We start from the raw sequence: 18,408 nt of genomic DNA on the forward strand, positions 1-18,408 counted from the left end.
GTCACCGACACAAGTCCCATTTACGCAGTGGTCAGCGTAGATCAGGCAAGTGTTTCCGAAGGTGGGGTCTTGCGTTACACAGTGAAACTAGTTGATGGCGCGGGCAATGAGGTGAAGGTGCCTGCTGGAAACAGCGTTGAAGTGAAGCTGGATTGGAGTGGTGCAGCCGCTAATAATGCTGATACGTTAGGCCGTCCTGATAGCATTACTGTGATTGGTGGCAATTCTCAAGTCTCGTTTGAAGTGCCAACGGTTGATGACGTCTATAAAGAGAGTGACGAGAGCATTACTGTCACGATTAAAGATGTCGTTGATACAAATGGCAGCTTTAACTCTGTGACAGTGGGTAGCGATAAGTCTGCTAACACTGTTGTTAAGGACGATTTTGACGTTACAACGGTTTCCATTAAGGCAACAGTCACAAAGACTTCAGAAATTACTGTTGAGAATGTCCGCTCCTCGACTGACTTCAAGGTAACCGCTACCGGTGCCAATGGTAAGCCCGCTAACATCTCCACTATTAAGGGAACCGATCATGATGGCTTTGGTGTGTCTGGTGCCGCTTCAGGTGATAATGCAGAACTTGGGTTTGATCAGAGCAGCAAAAAGAGTGAGAAGCTGACTGTTGAATTCAACAAAGAGGTGAAAACCTTTGAGGTTCAGTTCGCCTGGCGTGCTAATACAGAGAAAGCTAAAGTTGAATTTTTTGGTGCGGACGGTAAATCTGTGGGTTGGGCCATTATTACCGAAGGCAAGAACGAGACCGAAGCGATACTGACTTATTACGATGCCAAGGGCAAAGTGATGAGAACCGAAAAAGTGCCAGGTGGTTCTGATAAAGTTGATTTGGCTTATACATTTGAGCCAGGCAGCGGTTTGAACTTTACGAAAGCTGAGTTTACTGCTGTGGGTACTGATGACGATTATTTGGTTCACTCGATTAAGTATAAGGAAGTCACGGAAGATGCTTCTACGCTTCCAGGCACTAAGACAGAGGTGCGTTTTGATATCCAGACCTCTAACCCACCTGATCCTAGCAAGTACGATTTCAAAACAAGCTTCCCTACTGCGAAGGTAGAGATTGATGGGAAGGTGCATGACGTCCAGCTGGATAGGGAGGGTAAGGGCTTTGTCACTGTTGAGACAGACGGTTCTAAAGACCTAGTAGCCAATGTTCTTGAAGTGAACGGTAACTTTGAGAGTGTGGATGTACCTGTCAATTTGACCTTGAACCACGGTAAAGTCATCGAGGATGGCAACAGTGGTGGCAAGCTCATTGGTGGTCAGGGTGATGACCTTCTGATTGGCGACCACGGTGGTACAGTGACCTCGGTTGAGCCTGGTAAGAACTACAATATTGCTTTGGTTGTTGATACGTCGGGCAGTATGAAAAATCCTTCAGGTTCTTACTGGAAAACTTCTGGAAAAGATTGGGTTAATGGCGAGTGGAAGTCGGTGAAAAAAGGCGCCGTGATGTCTCGCGAAATGCTGATGAAGGAAGCATTAATTAAATTAGTGACTGATTTGGCAGAGCATGATGGCCAAGTGAATATCAGTCTGGTCGATTTCCATACAAACGCCAAGTTGGAGTTCAAGTTGAATAACCTGAACACAGGTAATGTTCAGTCATTGATTTCAGCTATTAACAAGCTAACAGCAGAGGGTGGAACGAATTATGATGATGCTTTCCGAAAGGCTGTTGATTGGTTTAATACTCAAAATAATAGTGGGTTTACAACAGGCAAAAACTACGAGAATTTGACGTTCTTTTTGACTGATGGTAATCCTACTTTTAACAATAAGAACACCTCTTCAACTGGTGCTTCTACTGAGTATGAGGACTTAAATGAGGCGATTAACTCTTTTGAAGCACTGAGCAATAAAGGAAAAGTTTATGGAATTGGTATCGGTTCAGGAGTGTCGGAAAACTATCTGAAGTTCTTTGATAATACTGATAAGCAGGGTGTGCAGACTGTTTGGACGCAGGATTACAAAGGTAACTGGAAGACAGTGTCTGGTATGGCTGGCCAGCCTCAAATAGTTATGACTGCCGAAGAGTTGGCAGCTGCTTTACAAGGTGCCAAAGATATTACTGAGCTTGCAGCCGTGGGCGACGATGTTATTGACGCGACAGCAGGTGGTAATAACATTATCTTTGGCGATGCTATTGATACCAGCAAGCTGGATTGGGCGGGTTTGGGTGTAAATTTAAAAGATGTTCCGTCAGGCGGTTTGGATTCGTTGAAGTACTTTATTGCACGTAGCGAAGGTTTGGACTCTATCAAAGATATTGATAACGCTAAGATTTACGATTTCTTGTTGGCAAATCATGGCAAATTCAATGTTTTGGATACAACACAGGGCGGCAGTGATCTGATTAGCTCCGGCTCGGGCAACGACATTTTGTTTGCAGGAGCAGGTAATGATCATTTGTACGCCGGTGCAGGGGATGACATTCTGTACGCCCAGTCTGGAACAAACGTACTGGTCGGTGGTCAAGGCAACGACAAGCTGTTTAGCGGCACGGGCAATGACACCTTCGCTTGGTTGGCCAATGACGAAGGAACAGTTGACCTACCTGCCCGTGACACGGTTTATAACTTTGGCATGGGTGCTGGCAGCAAGTTTGGTGAGGATAAGATTGATCTGGCGGATATGCTGAAGGGCTCTGGCATTAACTCCGGGAATCTGGACGAGTACTTGCAGCTGAACTTTGATAGTTCTAGCAATAAGACGGTTCTTAGTATCAACACCAAAGGTCAGTTGGGTAGTCAGGGTGACAACGCCAACCAGATTATTGAGTTCGATGGTGTGAATCTGGTTGGTGATGGACAGGCATCCCAGTCTGATCTGATTAAAAACTTGATTCAACAAGGTAAGTTGAATATCGATCAGTAAGTAGTAGTTAAGAAGGTTTGCAGTATTGAACTGCCCCCCAAAGCTTGGATTAACATCCAATTTTTTGGGGGGCAGTTCATATTAAAGGTCTTAATTTTGTCGATTGCCAAGCGTTCACTAAATAGGCAAGCTATAACGCCGTTATAAGGATTTGCTTATTTGGGATTGACGTGCTCTTGTCTCTTGCCTGGCTACGCCTTTTTCTTCGATCTAGGATTGCGCTGTTTGTGCTGGTCGCACTGCTGGTTGTGGTGTGGCTGCCCTTGTCGGCGCCTGCCTTGCAGTTCGAGGTCAGCAAGATTCGCCAGACCGCCGTTTCCCGCTTTGGGGCCCGTGCCGGGACTGCCGTGGATCGGTGGATGGCCAATCTGGAGTCCGCCCGTGGTTTAAGCGAGCGTCGTCAGCTGGAGGCCGTCAATGATTTCTGGAATATGAATGTGATGGCTGGCGAGGACATTCATATTTGGGGCCAGCTGGACTATTGGGCCACGCCCATCGAGACTTTGGGCAAAGCGGCGGGTGACTGTGAGGACTTTGTCATCGGCAAGTATTTTTCCTTGTTGCACTTGGGTGTGCCCAATGAAAAACTGCGACTGATTTACGTGCGGGCTCAAGTAGGTGGGCAAAGCATTGCGCACATGGTTCTGGGCTACTATCCCACGCCCCAGGCCGAGCCTTTGCTGCTGGATAATTTAAGTGGCTCTATTCGCCCCGCCAGCCAGCGTCCTGATTTGACCCCTGTGTTCAGCTTCAATTCGCAAGGGGTGTATGTGGGTAATGCCCAGAAAGGTTCGGTGGACAGTATCAGCCGGTGGCGTGGTTTGTTGGAAAAAATGCGTAAGGAAGGTTTTGTTCCTTGATGATGTGCCGGCCCTTGGGCTAGAGCACCAAATGGAAACAGACCTCAGGACACCCTTGTCGGGTGGGCTAGACCAGAATTTATGGAATATACGGAAGCGCTATGTCTTTACTTAAACAGCTCCTGCTAAGTGTCTCGTGCGCGATTCTTGCTATCTTGATTGGCACGCTGTGGTTCAGCGTCGACTCGGCAAGGCAGTATTTAAGCAGTCAGTTGCAGGCGCAGGGTGAGTCGGCCGCGACTTCGCTGGCCTTGACCTTGTCCCAGCCCAGCAACCAGGACCCGGTGACGCAGGAGCTTTTGATTGCCGCCTTGTACGATACCGGGCAGTTTGAGCGTATCCGCTTTATTGACACCTCCGATACGGTCCTGGTGGAGCGTAGTGCTCAGCAAGAAACACAGATCAGCGGATCTTCGCCCGCGTGGTTCGCCAACTCTTTGCCGATTGATGTACCCGTGGCCTCGGCTCATGTCAGTAATGGCTGGAATCAGATTGGTACGATCGAAGTAAAACCTGCTGACGAGTACGCCCGCGCCAGTTTGTGGAAAAGCTTTGTGCGCGTCACCTTGTTGGTGCTGGGCGCCGGGGTTGCCTGGGGTGTGTTTGTATTGATGGTCATGGCCTGGTTGCGCCGGGCTTTGCGTGAACACGTCCAGTTCGAGCTGCAACAGATGGATCAAAGCGAGTCTGTACCCAGCCGCAAGAAAGTGCGCACGATCCCCGAGCTGGAAGCCGTCACGCATACCTTAAGCACGGTGCAAAAACGTATTCGTGTCAGCAGCCAGGAGCAAAATGCCCGAATCGAGCAGTTACAGCTGGAGTTGAACTGCGATCCGGTCACGGGCCTGGCCAATCGCAAGTACTTCGTGAATATGTTCCGTCAGGTGCTGCAACAGGAAGAGGGCGGCCATGTGCTGTTATTCCGTCAGCGGGACTTGCTGCCATTGAATACCTCCCTATCTCGTGACGCGGTGGATGCCTGGCTGAAGCTGGTGACTCAGCGTTGTACGGAGCTATTGCAGAAAAATGGCATGGACGCGGGCAATCTGGCGCGCTTGAATGGTTCTGATTTTATCGTGCTGCTCAAGGGCCAGATGGGTCCTCAAGTGATGGGCTTTGCCCAGGAACTGCGTACTGCCTTGCAGGAATTGCGCCAGCCTCTGCCCGATGGCAGTTTGTGCCGTTGGTCCATGGCGATGACGAACTATGAAGGTCAGGACTCGCTCAGCGCCGTGATGACGCGTTTGGACAATGCCTTGATGCGCGCCGAAGGGGCAGGGCATCAGGAAGTGGAATACCGTCCGTCTGAAGGGGTTCACTCCGAGGCGAGCTCTTCCATTGGTGAGCAGGAATGGCATTCACGTATTGAGCGTGGTCTGGAGCAGGGCCGGATTGAATTGAGTGTGAAGCCGGGCGTTGAAGTCTGGGGGCAAGCGGGCCAGATTCACGATGCAACCCTGAATTTGTTGCCCGAGCAACCGGGACAGGCCAGTTTGCCTGCCTATTTGTTCATTCCGGTGGCGGTGCGTCTGGGTCTGTCGGGGCAGTGTGACTTGCGTACGATGGAGCTGGCAAGCGACTGGTTAGCCGATAACGAGGGCAGTTTGAGTGTCCGTGTCTCCTGGGCATCGGTGATCAAGCCTGGATTTGCAGATCAGGTGGCTGAGGTTCTGGCCAAGGCCGGTGACAAGACGCGGCGTCTGATTATTGAACTGGATGCTTATTGTCTGAGTGAGCACGATGTGGAAACGGTTGCTTTCGTGGATAAATTGCGGCCCTTGGGTGTGCAATTTGGTCTGCGTCGTGTTCTGGAGCAGCCCGAATCGATTCTGTGGTTGCACATGATGGCACTCAAATATATTGTCCTGGACGATGAGCGCGCCCAGACGCTGCAGGCCGAGGTGGGTGGCCGACATTTGCTGACAGCGTTCCTGCAGAGCCTGCAGGAATTGGGGATAGGTTTGCGCCGGGTAACCCGAGGCAGCAATAGTGCCCAGCTGGACGAGCTGTTGCGTGAAAACGCCGTCGTGCCAAGGCCTTAGCAAATAAATCCTTGTTTTTCTGGGGTTTATTTGCTAGTATATGTGGCTTACCTCTTTATTTTGACCGGAGAGGCTTAGTCGCCTATCCGGATTGAAGTTGGTAATACAACGTTTTGTCTCTCGCAAGATTTCAACCTAGGGTTCGGCTTGCCGGACCAGATCGAGATCGGGTTTACGGTATCGAACTGGCTGGATCCGAATCTGACGGGACCAAAACTGGTTGTGTGACCCAGTCATTTTGACTGGATCGTTGCAATTAAGTTGGAACAGGAAAAATCATGATTCAAATGCAGACCACGCTGGACGTGGCCGACAACACAGGTGCGCGTTCCGTAATGTGCATCAAGGTGCTGGGCGGCTCGAAGCGCCGTTATGCCGCAATTGGTGACATCATCAAAGTTACCGTTAAAGAAGCGGCCCCGCGCGGACGCGTCAAAAAAGGCGAAATCTACAACGCTGTAGTGGTTCGTACCGCTAAGGGCGTGCGCCGTAAAGACGGTTCGCTGATTCGTTTCGGTGGCAATGCCGCCGTATTGCTCAATGCCAAGCTGGAACCCATCGGCACCCGTATCTTCGGACCCGTTACGCGTGAACTGCGTACCGAGAAGTTCATGAAGATCGTGTCCTTGGCTCCCGAAGTGCTGTAAGGAGCGCGAAAAAATGCAAAAAATTCGTAAAGGCGACGAAGTTATTGTGCTGACCGGCCGTGATAAAAAACGCCGTGGCACAGTACTGCAACGCGTCGATGCAGACCACGTCATCGTGGAAGGCATCAACGTAGTCAAAAAACACGTTAAAGCCAATCCTATGGCTGGCACGCAGGGTGGTATCGTCGACAAGACCATGCCTATCCACATCTCGAACGTTGCACTGTTCAACCCGGAAACCGGCAAGGGCGACCGCGTTGGTATCCAGGTGATCGACGGTCAGAAGACGCGTGTTTATCGTTCCAGCGGCAAAGCCGTTGGCGCCAAGGCTTAAGGGGCGGATAACATGGCACGTTTACAAGAGTTCTACCGCGAAAAAGTGGTTGCCGATCTGCAAAAGCAGTTCGAGTACAAGAGCATTATGGAAGTACCCCGCATCACCAAGATCACTCTGAACATGGGTGTCTCGGAAGCGGTTGCTGACAAGAAGATTATCGAGAACGCGGTATCGGACATGACCAAAATTGCTGGTCAGAAGCCCGTTATCACGAAAACCCGCAAAGCTATTGCCGGTTTTAAGATTCGCGAAGATTACCCGATCGGTTGTATGGTGACCCTGCGCGGTCAACGCATGTACGAATTCCTGGATCGTCTGGTCGCTGTGGCTCTGCCACGCGTTCGTGACTTCCGTGGTGTGTCGGGTCGTGCGTTTGACGGCCGTGGCAACTACAACATGGGGGTTAAAGAGCAAATCATTTTCCCCGAAATCGAGTACGACAAAATCGACGCAGTGCGTGGTCTGAACATCAGCATCACTACTTCTGCCAAGACGGACGAAGAGGCCAAGGCGCTGCTTAGCGCGTTCAGCTTCCCGTTCCGCAACTAAGGGGCGCAACGTGGCTAAACTTTCCCTCATCAATCGCGACATCAAGCGCGCCAAGCTGGCTGAGAAATTCGCCGCCAAGCGTGCAGCACTGAAAGCGATCATTGACGACCAGTCCAAGTCTGACGAAGAGCGCTACGAAGCTCGTTTGCAGTTGCAACAATTGCCACGCAACGCGAACCCGACCCGTCAACGCAACCGCTGCGTTATCACCGGTCGCCCTCGTGGTGTTTTCAAGAAATTCGGTTTGACTCGCCATAAAGTGCGCGAAATGGCAATGCGCGGCGAGATCCCCGGTATGACCAAGGCCAGCTGGTAGGAGAAATACACATGAGCATGAGCGATCCAATCGCCGATATGTTGACCCGCGTGCGTAACGCGCAAATGGTCAACAAGACATCGGTCAGCATGCCCTCCTCGAAGCTGAAAGCAGCTATTGCTGCTGTGCTGAAAGACGAAGGCTACATCGAAGATTTCCGTATCGTTGGCGAAAAAGCCAAGCCAGAACTGGAAGTCACCCTGAAATACTATGCCGGCCAGCCAGTCATCGAGCGCATCGACCGCGTTTCGCGTCCTGGACTGCGCATCTACAAAGGCAGCACACACATCCCTCAAGTCATGAACGGCTTGGGTGTTGCTATCGTGTCCACGTCTCGCGGCGTGATGACCGATCGCAAAGCACGTGCAGCTGGCGTCGGTGGCGAAGTGCTGTGCTACGTGGCATAAGGAGAACATCATATGTCACGTATCGCTAAGTATCCCGTTTCCCTGCCTAAAGGCGTAGAAACGACCATTGCCGCTGATCAGATCACGGTCAAAGGCCCTCTGGGCACTTTGGTTCAAACTCTGACTGGCGACGTCACTATTGAACTTCAAGACGGTCAGCTGTCTTTTGTGCCTGCGAACGAAACTCGTCACGCAAACGCAATGTCCGGCACCGTGCGCCAACTGGTCAACAACATGGTTGTTGGCGTGAGCGCCGGTTTCGAACGCAAGCTGAGTCTGGTTGGCGTGGGCTTCCGTGCCTCCGTCCAGGGTAATGCCTTGAAGTTGCAACTGGGTTTCTCGCACGACATCGTGCACGACCTGCCTGAAGGCATCAAAGCCGAGTGCCCAACTCCGACGGAAGTCGTGATCAAGGGCTCGAACAAGCAGGTGGTTGGTCAGGTTGCCGCAGAAATTCGTGGCTATCGTCCACCAGAGCCTTACAAAGGCAAAGGTGTACGTTACGTCGGCGAACGCGTCATCCTCAAGGAAACCAAGAAGAAATAAGCCCGCAGGCAAGGACGAATCATGGACAAGAAACAATCCCGTATGCGTCGTGCAGTGGCTACTCGCCGCAAGATCGCCGAGCTGCGCGTACACCGCCTGTCGGTGCATCGCACGAATACGCATATTTACGCGAGCATCATCTCGCCCGAAGGCGACCGCGTTCTGGTCAGTGCTTCCACTGTCGAGACCGAAGTTCGCAAAGAATTGGCCGTTGGCAGCAACGTAGCGGCAGCCAGCCTGGTTGGCAAGCGCGTCGCCGAAAAGGCGAAGGCTGCGGGCATCGAGACGGTTGCTTTTGACCGCTCGGGCTTCCGTTACCATGGCCGCGTGAAAGCGCTGGCCGAGGCCGCGCGTGAAGCCGGCTTGAAATTCTAAAGGAATTATCAAATGGCTAAAGCACAAGGCAGACAGGCTCCAGAGCAAGAGCGCGATGACGGCCTGAAAGAAAAGATGATTGCGGTCAACCGCGTCAGCAAAGTCGTTAAAGGTGGTCGCACCATGAGCTTTGCTTCGCTGGCCGTGGTCGGTGATGGCGATGGTCGCATCGGCATGGGTAAGGGCAAGGCCCGCGAAGTACCCGTTGCTGTTCAGAAGGCAATGGAACAGGCCCGTCGTGGTCTGATCAAAGTGCCTCTGAAGAACGGCACCTTGCATCACACCGTAGTTGGTAAGCACGGTGCAGCCACCGTTCTGATCTCTCCCGCAGCTGAAGGTACTGGCGTTATCGCCGGTGGCCCAATGCGCGCTATCTTCGAAGTGATGGGCGTGCGCAACGTCGTAGCCAAGAGCCTGGGTTCCAGCAACCCATACAACATGGTTCGCGCTACATTGAACGGTTTGCGTGCTTGCTCGACACCTGCTGACATTGCTGCCAAGCGCGGCAAGACAGTTGAAGAAATTCTGGGGTAAGTCATGGCACAGAAACAAATCAAAGTTACGTTGGTGCGTTCGGTCATCGGCACAAAGCAAAGCCATCGCGACACCGTTCGCGGCCTGGGTCTGCGCCGAGTCAACACCAGCCGTGTATTGGTTGATACTCCTGAGGTTCGTGGGATGATCCGCAAGGTGGATTATCTGGTTACGGTCTCGGAAGCCTGAAAGGAATCGGGATGTCTGAATTGCAATTGAACAATCTCAAGCCCGCCGCTGGCGCCAAACACGCAGCACGTCGTGTTGGTCGCGGTGTCGGTTCCGGCTTGGGCAAAACCGGCGGACGTGGTCATAAAGGCCAGAAATCCCGCTCGGGTGGTTTTCATAAAGTCGGTTTCGAAGGCGGTCAAATGCCTTTGCAACGTCGTTTGCCCAAGCGTGGTTTCACCACCCTGGACGACCACCTGTACGCAGAAGTACGTCTGTCCGAACTGCAAAAAATGGATGCCGAAGTTATCGACGTCCAGGCACTGAAGCAGGCTGGCGTGGTTGGCCAAATGGTGCGTTACGCTAAAGTCATCAAGTCCGGTGAACTTTCCCGTAAAGTTGCGCTGAAAGGCATTAATGCAACGGCCGGCGCTCGCGCCGCGATCGAAGCAGCCGGCGGCTCGCTGGAATAAAAAGGGGTCACGGTGGCAAAAGCTCAGGCACAGAGTAAGTCGGGTCCGCGCTACGGCGATTTGAAACGTCGTCTCGTTTTCCTGTTGCTCGCCCTGATTGTCTACCGCTTGGGTACGCACATTCCGGTACCAGGCATCAATCCTGATGCCTTGTCCGAACTGTTTACTCAAAACCAGAGTGGTATTCTGGGTTTGTTTAATATGTTCTCCGGTGGTGCTTTAGAGCGATTCTCAGTGTTCGCACTGGGAATCATGCCCTACATCTCTGCGTCCATCATCATGCAATTGATGACCGCTGTGGTGCCCACGCTGGAAGCAATCAAGAAAGAGGGTGAGTCGGGTCGTCGCAAGATCACGCAATACACCCGTTACGGAACGGTCTTTTTGGCTTTGTTCCAGGGAGTTGGGATTTCCATCGCTCTAGAATCGCAGCCCGGTCTGGTTATCGACCCAGGGATGCTGTTTCGCTTCACGACAGTGGTAACACTGGTCACTGGCACCATGTTCGTCATGTGGCTGGGTGAACAAATCACTGAACGTGGATTGGGTAATGGTATTTCCATCCTGATCTTCGCCGGTATCGTAGCGGGTCTGCCTAATGCTTTGGGCGGTATGCTTGATCTGGTGCGTACGGATTCCATGTCGATTCTATCGGCACTGTTTATCCTCGTTTTAGTAGCCGCCGTCACGTACTTCGTCGTCTTTGTCGAGCGTGGTCAGCGTCGTATCACGGTCAACTACGCCAAACGGCAAGTAGGTAACCGTATCTATGGTGGTCAAAGCTCGCATTTGCCGCTGAAACTGAACATGGCTGGCGTGATCCCTCCGATCTTCGCTTCGTCCATCATTCTGTTGCCAGCGACAATTGCTAATTGGTTCTCCAGCACACCCGGTCTGGGTTGGTTGCGTGAAATCGAGGCTGCTTTGTCGCCGCGTCAGCCGCTTTACATTACTTTGTTCTCCGCGCTGATCATTTTGTTCTGCTTTTTCTACACGGCCCTGGTGTTCAACAGCCGCGAAACTGCAGACAACCTGAAAAAGAGTGGAGCCTTCGTACCAGGGATTCGTCCCGGTGATCAGACAGCGCGTTATATCGACAAGATCTTGATGCGTCTGACTTTGGCCGGTGCGATCTACATTACCTTGGTGTGTTTGGTACCAGAGTTCTTGCAAATGCGCTGGAATGTACCGTTCTATTTTGGCGGCACATCCTTGCTGATTATTGTTGTAGTAACCATGGACTTCATGGCGCAGGCCCAGGCCTATGTCATGTCACAACAATACGACTCGCTGCTCAAGAAGGCTAACTTCAAAGGCTCGAGCTTGCCGATGCGGTAATTCACGAAAATGGCAAAGGACGACGTCATTCAAATGCAGGGACAGGTTCTTGAGAACCTTCCCAACGCAACTTTTCGCGTCAAGCTGGAAAATGGTCACGTAGTGCTCGGATACATTTCAGGCAAAATGCGTATGCACTATATCCGGATTCTGCCGGGCGATAAGGTCACTGTGGAGCTCACGCCCTATGATCTATCCCGAGCACGAATTGTGTTCCGCTCCAAATAAGCGGCCGGTTACAGGAAACTAGGAGTCAAACCATGAAGGTAATGGCATCAGTAAAGCGGATCTGCCGCAACTGCAAAATCATTAAACGTCATGGCGTGGTGCGTGTCATCTGCACCGATCCACGTCATAAGCAGCGTCAAGGCTAAGTTGCCGAAACGCAACCGATTTAACAAGGAATAACCATGGCCCGTATTGCCGGCATTAACATCCCGCCGCATCAACACGCCGAAATCGGTCTTACCGCGATTTTCGGCATCGGTCGCACCCGCGCTCGCAAGATTTGCGAAGCATCGGGTATTGAATACTCCAAGAAGGTCAAAGATCTGACCGACGCGGAACTCGAGCGCATTCGCGAACAGATCGGCCTGTTCACCGTAGAAGGTGACCTGCGTCGTGAAGTTCAGCTCTCGATCAAGCGTTTGGCTGACTTGGGAACTTACCGTGGCATGCGTCATCGTCGCGGTCTGCCAGTGCGCGGCCAACGTACACGCACTAACGCTCGCACCCGTAAAGGTCCGCGTCGCGCCGCCGCGTCCCTGAAGAAATAATCGAGGAATAGAAGATGGCCAAAGCTTCTAGCAGCGCTTCACGCGCACGCAAGAAAGTCAAAAAAAGCGTGTCGGACGGGATTGCTCACGTCCACGCTTCTTTTAACAACACGATCATCACCATTACTGACCGTCAGGGCAACGCATTGTCCTGGGCTACGTCGGGTGGCGCGGGCTTTAAAGGCTCTCGTAAATCCACGCCGTTTGCCGCGCAGGTTGCCGCTGAAACAGCCGGCCGTACTGCCATGGAATACGGTATTAAAAATCTTGAAGTTCGCATCAAGGGCCCCGGTCCAGGCCGTGAATCGTCTGTGCGTGCTCTGAATGCTCTGGGTATCAAGATCACCAGCATTGCAGACATCACACCGGTTCCGCATAACGGCTGCCGTCCGCCCAAGCGTCGTCGCATCTAAGGGGAAGCGAAGTGGCTCGTTATATTGGACCAAAATGCAAGCTCTCGCGTCGCGAGGGTACCGATCTGTTTTTGAAGAGCGCCCGTCGCTCGCTGGATTCCAAGTGCAAACTGGAATCGCGTCCTGGTCAGCACGGCCGCACCTCCGGTGCTCGTACGTCTGACTTCGGTCTGCAGCTGCGCGAAAAGCAAAAGCTCAAGCGTATGTACGGCGTGCTGGAAAAGCAGTTCCGCAAGTACTACGTTGAAGCTGACCGCCGTCGTGGCAACACCGGTGAAACGCTGATTCAATTGCTGGAATCGCGTCTGGACAACGTGGTTTACCGCATGGGCTTTGGCTCTACACGTGCAGAAGCACGTCAGCTGGTGAACCACCGTGCAATCGAAGTCAACGGTCACACCGCTGACATCGCTTCCATGCTGATCAAGGCTGGTGACGTTGTTTCCGTGCGCGAAAAAGCTAAATCCCAAGGCCGTATCAAAGAATCCCTGGATCTGGCTACGGGCATTGGCTTGCCTCAGTGGGTAGAAGTTGACACCGCCAAGCTGTCCGGCGTGTTCAAGCAAGCTCCTGATCGCGCTGATGTCGCTCAAGACATCAACGAATCGCTGGTTGTTGAGTTGTACTCGCGTTAATTTTGTACGCGAAGACCTCTTACGCAATGCAGTAATCGCAGGCCCACTTCCCGATTTTCGGCAAGTGGGCTTTGCGATACTATCCCGCTGGCTTTGCCAGTTTCCGTCAGCCTTATCGGTGTAACGAGCCGAGGGTATTGAAAAGGAAATCGAATGTCTCAAGGTTTTTTGAAACCCCGTTCCATCGAAGTTGAACCGATCAGCAAAAATCACGCCAAGGTGATCATGGAGCCTTTCGAGCGCGGCTACGGCCACACTCTGGGCAACGCACTGCGTCGTATCTTGCTGTCCTCCATGACCGGCTATGCACCCACTGAAGTGCAGATTACCGGTGTGGTGCACGAGTACTCCACGCTGCCAGGCGTGGGCGAGGACGTGGTTGATATCTTGATGAACCTGAAGGGCGTGGTCTTCAAGCTGCACAGCCGTGAAGAAGTTACCCTGATCCTGCGCAAGGAAGGCGCCGGCCAAGTTCTGGCCAGCGACATCGAATTGCCGCACGACGTTGAAATCATCAACCCCAATCATGTGATTGCCACCTTGACCGACGACGGCAAGCTGGAAATGCAAATCAAGGTTGAGCAAGGCCGTGGCTACGTTCCTGGTAACGTGCGCGCCCTGGCTGATGATCGCACCCACACGATCGGTCGTATCGTGCTGGATGCCTCCTACAGCCCAGTGCGTCGTGTTAGCTACGCGGTCGAAAACGCCCGTGTGGAACAGCGTACTGACCTGGACAAGCTGGTTCTGGACATTGAAACCAACGGCGTGATCTCGCCCGAGGAAGCCGTGCGCCAGTCCGCTCGCATCCTGATGGATCAAATCTCTGTGTTTGCTGCTCTGGAAGGTGTGGGCGATGCCTACGAAGCTCCAGTGCGTGGCGCTCCACAGATCGATCCTGTGTTGCTGCGTCCTGTCGACGATCTGGAACTGACGGTTCGTTCCGCAAACTGCCTGAAAGCCGAAAATATCTACTACATCGGCGATCTGATCCAGCGTACCGAGAACGAACTGTTGAAGACTCCAAACCTGGGGCGCAAGTCCTTGAACGAAATCAAGGAAGTGTTGGCTGCACGTGGCCTGACTTTGGGCATGAAGCTCGAAAACTGGCCACCACTGGGTCTTGAGCGTCCATAAGTAGTAAGCAAGACAGACGTACTTAGACGCCGCTTACACTTTTTCTGGTGTTGTACACCTGCAAAAAGTGTAGGTGGCGGCTGAAAATGTGCTATTGTTTTGCGCTGTCCATCTGGTCCGCAGCTTAGCTGATAGAAGAACCGGATTTACGCATGTCGCATAAGCGGCGTGCCAATTAGATTCATTATTTAGGAAAATCATCATGCGTCACCGTCACGGTCTACGTAAACTGAATCGTACCAGCAGCCACCGTTTGGCCATGTTCCGCAACATGTCCGTGTCCCTGCTGACTCACGAAGCCATCAAAACCACCCTGCCTAAAGCTAAAGAGCTGCGCCGTGTGGTTGAGCCTCTGATCACTTTGGCTAAAAACCCAACCTTGGCAAACCGTCGTCTGGCTTTCGCCCGTCTGCGCGACCGCGATGCAGTGACCAAGCTGTTTGAAGTTTTCGGCCCACGTTACCAAGAGCGTAACGGCGGCTACACCCGCATCCTGAAAATGGGTTTCCGTCAGGGTGACAATGCTCCTATGGCATTCATGGAGCTGGTGGATCGTCCAGAAGTTCAGGAAGAAGCCGCTGCTGAATAAGCGCCGCTTGTTTCTACAGTAGTATTGAAAACGGACTCTCAGGAGTCCGTTTTTTTATTGGCGGCGCGGGGTTTTGTTCATCACGGGCTGGGCGTTTTTGGGAAAGCCTTAACCTTGTTGCTGCTGTTGCTGCTGGCCTTGTTTCTCACCTTCGTTTTGCTTTTGCCCCAGGCTTAGTGCCAAGCCTACCCATCATATAAGTCCAAGCGTGGGCTTGAGCCAGAACGTGGACTCCATTTCAGTACAGTGTGAAGGTGTAAAGCAGGGTGCTTTGACTATTGAAAAAAGTTCTGAAAATACGACAAATCTCTGTTATGTAAGGGTTTTTTCTAGGTTGGGTGGCCTGTAGAGCTTTAAAGTTCAAATAATTGCAGGCAATTGATAAAACCGGCAGTGATCCGATAGTGGGCCGTAAAGCCAATCCCTAAAATCTGCGCTATGTCAGCTTCGCCATGGTGGTGAGCTGTAAAGAACAACGATTTTCAGGAGACTGGCGATGGCACAGAATACATTGCTCACACACGATAAGTTTCTGCTGGGAACCTTTGCTACCAACTGCGGTGGTGGCATGACGGTATCGACCTTGCCCGATCGCTGGCAGGCTACGTGGGAAAACAATCTGAAGTTGGGCAAGCTGCTGGACGATGCTGGCATCGACTTCATGCTGCCTATCGCCCGTTGGATTGGTTACGGTGGCGAAACCGATTTCCACGGCTATGTACTGGAAACTGTCACCTGGGCGACGGCCTTGCTGGCCAATACTCGCAATATCAGCGTGTTTGCCACTGTGCACACCGTTGCGAACCACCCCGTTGTGATCGCCAAGCAGATCGCCACTATGGCGCAGATGAGCGGCAACCGTGTCGGTCTGAATATTGTGGCTGGCTGGAACAAGCCCGAGTACGACGCTTTGGGTGTGAAGTTGCCTGATGATCACGAAACCCGCTATGGCTATGCACAAGAGTGGTTCGATCTGATCAAGAAGATCTGGCACCACGACGGTCGCTTCGATTGGGATGGCAAGTACTTTCAGGCCAAAGGCGTCTACGGCAATCCTCGTCCTGAGTTTGATCCACCTATCTTTAACGCCGCTGGTTCCGGTCAGGGCCGCGAGTTCGCCAGCCGCAACGCGAACTTCCTGTTCACGCCTGCCATGGAGTTGGAGCGCTCCAGGAAAGAAGTGGCTGAACTCAAGGCACAAGGCCAAGCGCAAGGCCGCAAGGTTGATGTGATGACCTTCTCGCACGTGGTTTGCCGTCCGACGCAAGCCGAGGCCAAGGCCGAGTGGGAACGCATCATGGCCAATATCGACAATGGTGCCGTGGATAACCTGATGAATTTGCAGTTTGCCCACGCCCATTCCTTCCCGCACGAGCTGCTGGAGCAGATTCGCGAGCGTATGGCCGCGGGCCATGGTGGCTTCCCGCTGGTGGGTACGCCCGAGCAAGTGGCTGACGGTTTGTGTGCGTTGCACGAAACCGGTTTCCGGGGAACAACCTTGTCCTTTGTGGACTATGTAAAGGAATTCCCTTATTTCCGTGATACTGTGCTGCCTTTGTTGCAGCAGCGTGGCATTCGCTAAGAGCGATTTTCTGGCTATCGGGCAGGCTTGGGTTTGCTCTGGGGGATAGCCAGTTCACGTACGCCACGCAGGCAGCACCGTCCTGATGACTGTGCTGCCCATAAGATTAAAAAAGGGTGAATCATGCCTGTGGAATTGGCTTCCTTGCCGACAGACCAAGCGCTGCACGCGCCTGGAGTTTCTGCCGAGCAGTTCAAACTTGCTATGCGCCATCTGGGTGGCACGGCCAATGTGATTACGGTCGAACACCAGGGCCAGCGTAGCGGCCTGACGGCAACGTCGGTCACCTCGGTAGCCGCAGATCCGGCAGAGGTACTGGTCTGTGTGAATCAAAGCTCCTCGTCCTGGCCTTTAATGCGTGACAGTGGCCTGTTCGGTGTGAATATTCTGGGTGTCGAGCAGGCAGGCATGGCTTTGCAGTTTGCCGGTTTCAAAGGCGAGCAAGGCGATGCGCGTTATGCCGGACATGATTGGCTGCGTACCGAGCACGGTATCTGGTTGGCACGACAAGCTCCTGCCGCTTTGGCCTGCCAGATCGTGGAAGTAATTGAACGTCATAGCCATGCTTTGGTATTGGGCCGTGTCTTGCAGGTGCACCATGCCGAGCAGGCACAGGATTCGCCTTTGCTGTATTGGCAGGGACGTTTTGGCCGTTTTCAGGGCCAGTAAATCGTCGGGATCGCTGTCTCTGTCTTGGCACCTTAGCCGGGCCTAGGGATAGTCTCGATGTTGCAGTGCAAGAGGCTGTGCCACACTAAGGCACAGCTTTTTTTATCGCCTGTTGCGACGCTCATGACCACCATACTGAATCGCTATGCCCAGCTGCATTCGCAGGATGTGGACTGCGTTCAGCACTATATCTCCCAGGTTTTCTGCCCGCATAGTCTGACCCTGGCGGATACTCGTCAGCGTCTGAATGCACGCTTGTATCTACGCCAAGGCCAGGATGTGGCCTATGGTCGTTTGCGCTATGGCGCGCAGGTGCAGATTCAGCCCCAGCCACTGGACGACTTCTATCTCTTGCAAATTCCTCTGTCGGGACAAGAGCAGATTCATACGGCGCACGGACGTTTCGCGTCTACCTCTCGCCTGGCTTCCATCATCAGCCCGACTCAAGACTTCAGCATGGAACATAGTCTGGAGGCCGATAAGCTGTTTGTGCGTATTGGACGCCAAGGGCTGGAGCGCCACTATCAGGAGTATTTTGCGCAGCCTGTACGCGGCCCCTTGGAGTTTCAGCCTTCCATTCCTTTGGATGCGCCTGGCGGGGCCAGTTTGCGCCGCTTGCTGGATTGGCAGTTTGCCGAAGTGTCGGACGGCACTTTGTTTGATCAGCCCCGTCAGGTACGCCAATTCGAGCAGACCCTGATTTATGCCTTGTTCGAGCTGCACCAGCACAATCAGCCCGCCCATAAGACCGCGGCAGCCTTGCCGCATGTTTTGCGACGTGCCCTGGATTTCATGGAAAGTCAGACCGGCCAGCCCATCACGATTGGCGATATAGCCCAAGCGGCAGGTGTTAGTGTGCGCAGTCTGTATGCGGGGTTCCGGGAACATTTGGGTGTCGCACCGATGGCGCGTCTAAAGCAGATGCGTCTGGAAGCGGCCCGCCGATATTTGCAGGAAGGTGGCATGTCAGTCACCGAAGTGGCCCTGGCCTGTGGCTTTGCCCACTTGGGACAGTTCTCTGCTGACTATCGACATCGCTATGGCGAGCGCCCCTCTGAAACATTAAGCGGCCTGACTCGACCTCGGTCCAGCATCTAAGCGCCGGCATCCGGCGCTA

Annotated in this window: 24 protein-coding genes; all 24 read left to right on the plus strand. The window is 53.0% G+C overall.

What is annotated here, in order from left to right; genetic code table 11:
* Positions 1-69: 69 nt before the first annotated feature.
* Entirely contained in the window at positions 70-2,898 is a 2,829-nt protein-coding gene (locus N879_RS08380) for a VWA domain-containing protein (protein WP_200914596.1), read from the plus strand.
* Positions 2,899-3,125: 227 nt separating this feature from the next.
* Entirely contained in the window at positions 3,126-3,758 is a 633-nt protein-coding gene (locus N879_RS08385) for a transglutaminase-like cysteine peptidase (RefSeq protein WP_009459986.1), read from the plus strand.
* Between the two features lie 101 nt (positions 3,759-3,859).
* Complete coding sequence (locus tag N879_RS08390) at positions 3,860-5,800, plus strand: bifunctional diguanylate cyclase/phosphodiesterase (RefSeq protein ID WP_031232581.1); 1,941 nt, start codon at positions 3,860-3,862, stop codon at positions 5,798-5,800.
* A gap of 278 nt (positions 5,801-6,078) precedes the next feature.
* Positions 6,079-6,447, plus strand: a complete 369-nt coding sequence (rplN, locus tag N879_RS08395) for a 50S ribosomal protein L14 (protein WP_003805375.1) — start codon at positions 6,079-6,081, stop codon at positions 6,445-6,447.
* Positions 6,448-6,460: 13 nt separating this feature from the next.
* A complete protein-coding gene (gene rplX, locus N879_RS08400) occupies positions 6,461-6,781 on the plus strand; it encodes a 50S ribosomal protein L24 (RefSeq protein ID WP_003805373.1) in 321 nt (106 codons plus the stop codon).
* A 12-nt stretch (positions 6,782-6,793) separates the two neighbouring features.
* The gene (gene rplE / locus N879_RS08405; RefSeq protein ID WP_009459981.1) at positions 6,794-7,333 is read left to right on the plus strand and encodes a 50S ribosomal protein L5; all 540 of its coding nucleotides are present in this window, start codon (positions 6,794-6,796) and stop codon (positions 7,331-7,333) included.
* A gap of 10 nt (positions 7,334-7,343) precedes the next feature.
* Positions 7,344-7,649, plus strand: a complete 306-nt coding sequence (gene rpsN / locus N879_RS08410) for a 30S ribosomal protein S14 (protein WP_003805371.1) — start codon at positions 7,344-7,346, stop codon at positions 7,647-7,649.
* A gap of 11 nt (positions 7,650-7,660) precedes the next feature.
* Positions 7,661-8,056: a 30S ribosomal protein S8 gene (gene rpsH, locus N879_RS08415; RefSeq protein WP_009459979.1), complete on the plus strand. Its 396-nt coding sequence runs from the start codon at positions 7,661-7,663 to the stop codon at positions 8,054-8,056.
* A gap of 12 nt (positions 8,057-8,068) precedes the next feature.
* The gene (gene rplF, locus N879_RS08420; protein ID WP_009459978.1) at positions 8,069-8,602 is read left to right on the plus strand and encodes a 50S ribosomal protein L6; all 534 of its coding nucleotides are present in this window, start codon (positions 8,069-8,071) and stop codon (positions 8,600-8,602) included.
* A 21-nt stretch (positions 8,603-8,623) separates the two neighbouring features.
* Positions 8,624-8,977, plus strand: a complete 354-nt coding sequence (gene rplR / locus N879_RS08425; RefSeq protein WP_009459977.1) for a 50S ribosomal protein L18 — start codon at positions 8,624-8,626, stop codon at positions 8,975-8,977.
* A gap of 12 nt (positions 8,978-8,989) precedes the next feature.
* A complete protein-coding gene (gene rpsE, locus N879_RS08430; protein ID WP_003805367.1) occupies positions 8,990-9,511 on the plus strand; it encodes a 30S ribosomal protein S5 in 522 nt (173 codons plus the stop codon).
* Between the two features lie 3 nt (positions 9,512-9,514).
* Positions 9,515-9,700, plus strand: coding sequence for a 50S ribosomal protein L30 (gene rpmD / locus N879_RS08435; RefSeq protein WP_003805366.1), 186 nt, complete (start codon positions 9,515-9,517; stop codon positions 9,698-9,700).
* Between the two features lie 11 nt (positions 9,701-9,711).
* A complete protein-coding gene (gene rplO, locus N879_RS08440) occupies positions 9,712-10,152 on the plus strand; it encodes a 50S ribosomal protein L15 (RefSeq protein WP_022983333.1) in 441 nt (146 codons plus the stop codon).
* A 12-nt stretch (positions 10,153-10,164) separates the two neighbouring features.
* The gene (gene secY / locus N879_RS08445) at positions 10,165-11,490 is read left to right on the plus strand and encodes a preprotein translocase subunit SecY (RefSeq protein WP_003805363.1); all 1,326 of its coding nucleotides are present in this window, start codon (positions 10,165-10,167) and stop codon (positions 11,488-11,490) included.
* Between the two features lie 9 nt (positions 11,491-11,499).
* On the plus strand, positions 11,500-11,718 hold the full coding sequence (gene infA / locus N879_RS08450) for a translation initiation factor IF-1 (protein ID WP_003805361.1): 219 nt from the start codon (positions 11,500-11,502) through the stop codon (positions 11,716-11,718).
* Positions 11,719-11,750: 32 nt separating this feature from the next.
* Entirely contained in the window at positions 11,751-11,864 is a 114-nt protein-coding gene (rpmJ, locus tag N879_RS08455) for a 50S ribosomal protein L36 (RefSeq protein ID WP_003805360.1), read from the plus strand.
* A gap of 36 nt (positions 11,865-11,900) precedes the next feature.
* Entirely contained in the window at positions 11,901-12,266 is a 366-nt protein-coding gene (gene rpsM, locus N879_RS08460; RefSeq protein WP_003805346.1) for a 30S ribosomal protein S13, read from the plus strand.
* 14 nt (positions 12,267-12,280) lie between these two features.
* Positions 12,281-12,679: a 30S ribosomal protein S11 gene (gene rpsK, locus N879_RS08465; protein WP_003805343.1), complete on the plus strand. Its 399-nt coding sequence runs from the start codon at positions 12,281-12,283 to the stop codon at positions 12,677-12,679.
* Positions 12,680-12,690: 11 nt separating this feature from the next.
* Entirely contained in the window at positions 12,691-13,314 is a 624-nt protein-coding gene (gene rpsD / locus N879_RS08470; protein WP_009459976.1) for a 30S ribosomal protein S4, read from the plus strand.
* Positions 13,315-13,467: 153 nt separating this feature from the next.
* A complete protein-coding gene (locus N879_RS08475; RefSeq protein ID WP_003805337.1) occupies positions 13,468-14,451 on the plus strand; it encodes a DNA-directed RNA polymerase subunit alpha in 984 nt (327 codons plus the stop codon).
* Between the two features lie 202 nt (positions 14,452-14,653).
* Positions 14,654-15,040 carry a 50S ribosomal protein L17 gene (rplQ, locus tag N879_RS08480; RefSeq protein WP_003805334.1) on the plus strand — a complete coding sequence of 129 codons (387 nt, stop codon included), beginning with the start codon at positions 14,654-14,656 and terminating at the stop codon, positions 15,038-15,040.
* Positions 15,041-15,536: 496 nt separating this feature from the next.
* Positions 15,537-16,622: an LLM class flavin-dependent oxidoreductase gene (locus tag N879_RS08485; protein ID WP_009459972.1), complete on the plus strand. Its 1,086-nt coding sequence runs from the start codon at positions 15,537-15,539 to the stop codon at positions 16,620-16,622.
* Between the two features lie 123 nt (positions 16,623-16,745).
* Positions 16,746-17,291, plus strand: a complete 546-nt coding sequence (locus tag N879_RS08490) for a flavin reductase family protein (protein ID WP_009459970.1) — start codon at positions 16,746-16,748, stop codon at positions 17,289-17,291.
* Positions 17,292-17,414: 123 nt separating this feature from the next.
* Positions 17,415-18,389 carry an AraC family transcriptional regulator gene (locus N879_RS08495; protein WP_009459968.1) on the plus strand — a complete coding sequence of 325 codons (975 nt, stop codon included), beginning with the start codon at positions 17,415-17,417 and terminating at the stop codon, positions 18,387-18,389.
* Positions 18,390-18,408 lie beyond the last annotated feature (19 nt).

The organism is Alcaligenes sp. EGD-AK7 (genome assembly GCF_000465875.3).
In the GTDB taxonomy this organism is placed as follows: domain Bacteria; phylum Pseudomonadota; class Gammaproteobacteria; order Burkholderiales; family Burkholderiaceae_B; genus Alcaligenes; species Alcaligenes phenolicus.

What these genes read in the sequence shown, in the direction of transcription:
- N879_RS08390 (WP_031232581.1), top strand. Translation starts at nt 3,860, where the DNA reads ATGTCTTTACTTAAACAGCTCCTGCTAAGTGTCTCGTGCGCGATTCTT.
- rplN (WP_003805375.1), top strand. Translation starts at nt 6,079, where the DNA reads ATGATTCAAATGCAGACCACGCTGGACGTGGCCGACAACACAGGTGCG.
- rplX (WP_003805373.1), top strand. Translation starts at nt 6,461, where the DNA reads ATGCAAAAAATTCGTAAAGGCGACGAAGTTATTGTGCTGACCGGCCGT.
- rplE (WP_009459981.1), top strand. Translation starts at nt 6,794, where the DNA reads ATGGCACGTTTACAAGAGTTCTACCGCGAAAAAGTGGTTGCCGATCTG.
- rpsH (WP_009459979.1), top strand. Translation starts at nt 7,661, where the DNA reads ATGAGCATGAGCGATCCAATCGCCGATATGTTGACCCGCGTGCGTAAC.
- rplF (WP_009459978.1), top strand. Translation starts at nt 8,069, where the DNA reads ATGTCACGTATCGCTAAGTATCCCGTTTCCCTGCCTAAAGGCGTAGAA.
- rplR (WP_009459977.1), top strand. Translation starts at nt 8,624, where the DNA reads ATGGACAAGAAACAATCCCGTATGCGTCGTGCAGTGGCTACTCGCCGC.
- rpsE (WP_003805367.1), top strand. Translation starts at nt 8,990, where the DNA reads ATGGCTAAAGCACAAGGCAGACAGGCTCCAGAGCAAGAGCGCGATGAC.
- rpmD (WP_003805366.1), top strand. Translation starts at nt 9,515, where the DNA reads ATGGCACAGAAACAAATCAAAGTTACGTTGGTGCGTTCGGTCATCGGC.
- rplO (WP_022983333.1), top strand. Translation starts at nt 9,712, where the DNA reads ATGTCTGAATTGCAATTGAACAATCTCAAGCCCGCCGCTGGCGCCAAA.
- infA (WP_003805361.1), top strand. Translation starts at nt 11,500, where the DNA reads ATGGCAAAGGACGACGTCATTCAAATGCAGGGACAGGTTCTTGAGAAC.
- rpmJ (WP_003805360.1), top strand. Translation starts at nt 11,751, where the DNA reads ATGAAGGTAATGGCATCAGTAAAGCGGATCTGCCGCAACTGCAAAATC.
- rpsM (WP_003805346.1), top strand. Translation starts at nt 11,901, where the DNA reads ATGGCCCGTATTGCCGGCATTAACATCCCGCCGCATCAACACGCCGAA.
- rpsK (WP_003805343.1), top strand. Translation starts at nt 12,281, where the DNA reads ATGGCCAAAGCTTCTAGCAGCGCTTCACGCGCACGCAAGAAAGTCAAA.
- N879_RS08475 (WP_003805337.1), top strand. Translation starts at nt 13,468, where the DNA reads ATGTCTCAAGGTTTTTTGAAACCCCGTTCCATCGAAGTTGAACCGATC.
- rplQ (WP_003805334.1), top strand. Translation starts at nt 14,654, where the DNA reads ATGCGTCACCGTCACGGTCTACGTAAACTGAATCGTACCAGCAGCCAC.
- N879_RS08485 (WP_009459972.1), top strand. Translation starts at nt 15,537, where the DNA reads ATGGCACAGAATACATTGCTCACACACGATAAGTTTCTGCTGGGAACC.
- N879_RS08490 (WP_009459970.1), top strand. Translation starts at nt 16,746, where the DNA reads ATGCCTGTGGAATTGGCTTCCTTGCCGACAGACCAAGCGCTGCACGCG.
- N879_RS08495 (WP_009459968.1), top strand. Translation starts at nt 17,415, where the DNA reads ATGACCACCATACTGAATCGCTATGCCCAGCTGCATTCGCAGGATGTG.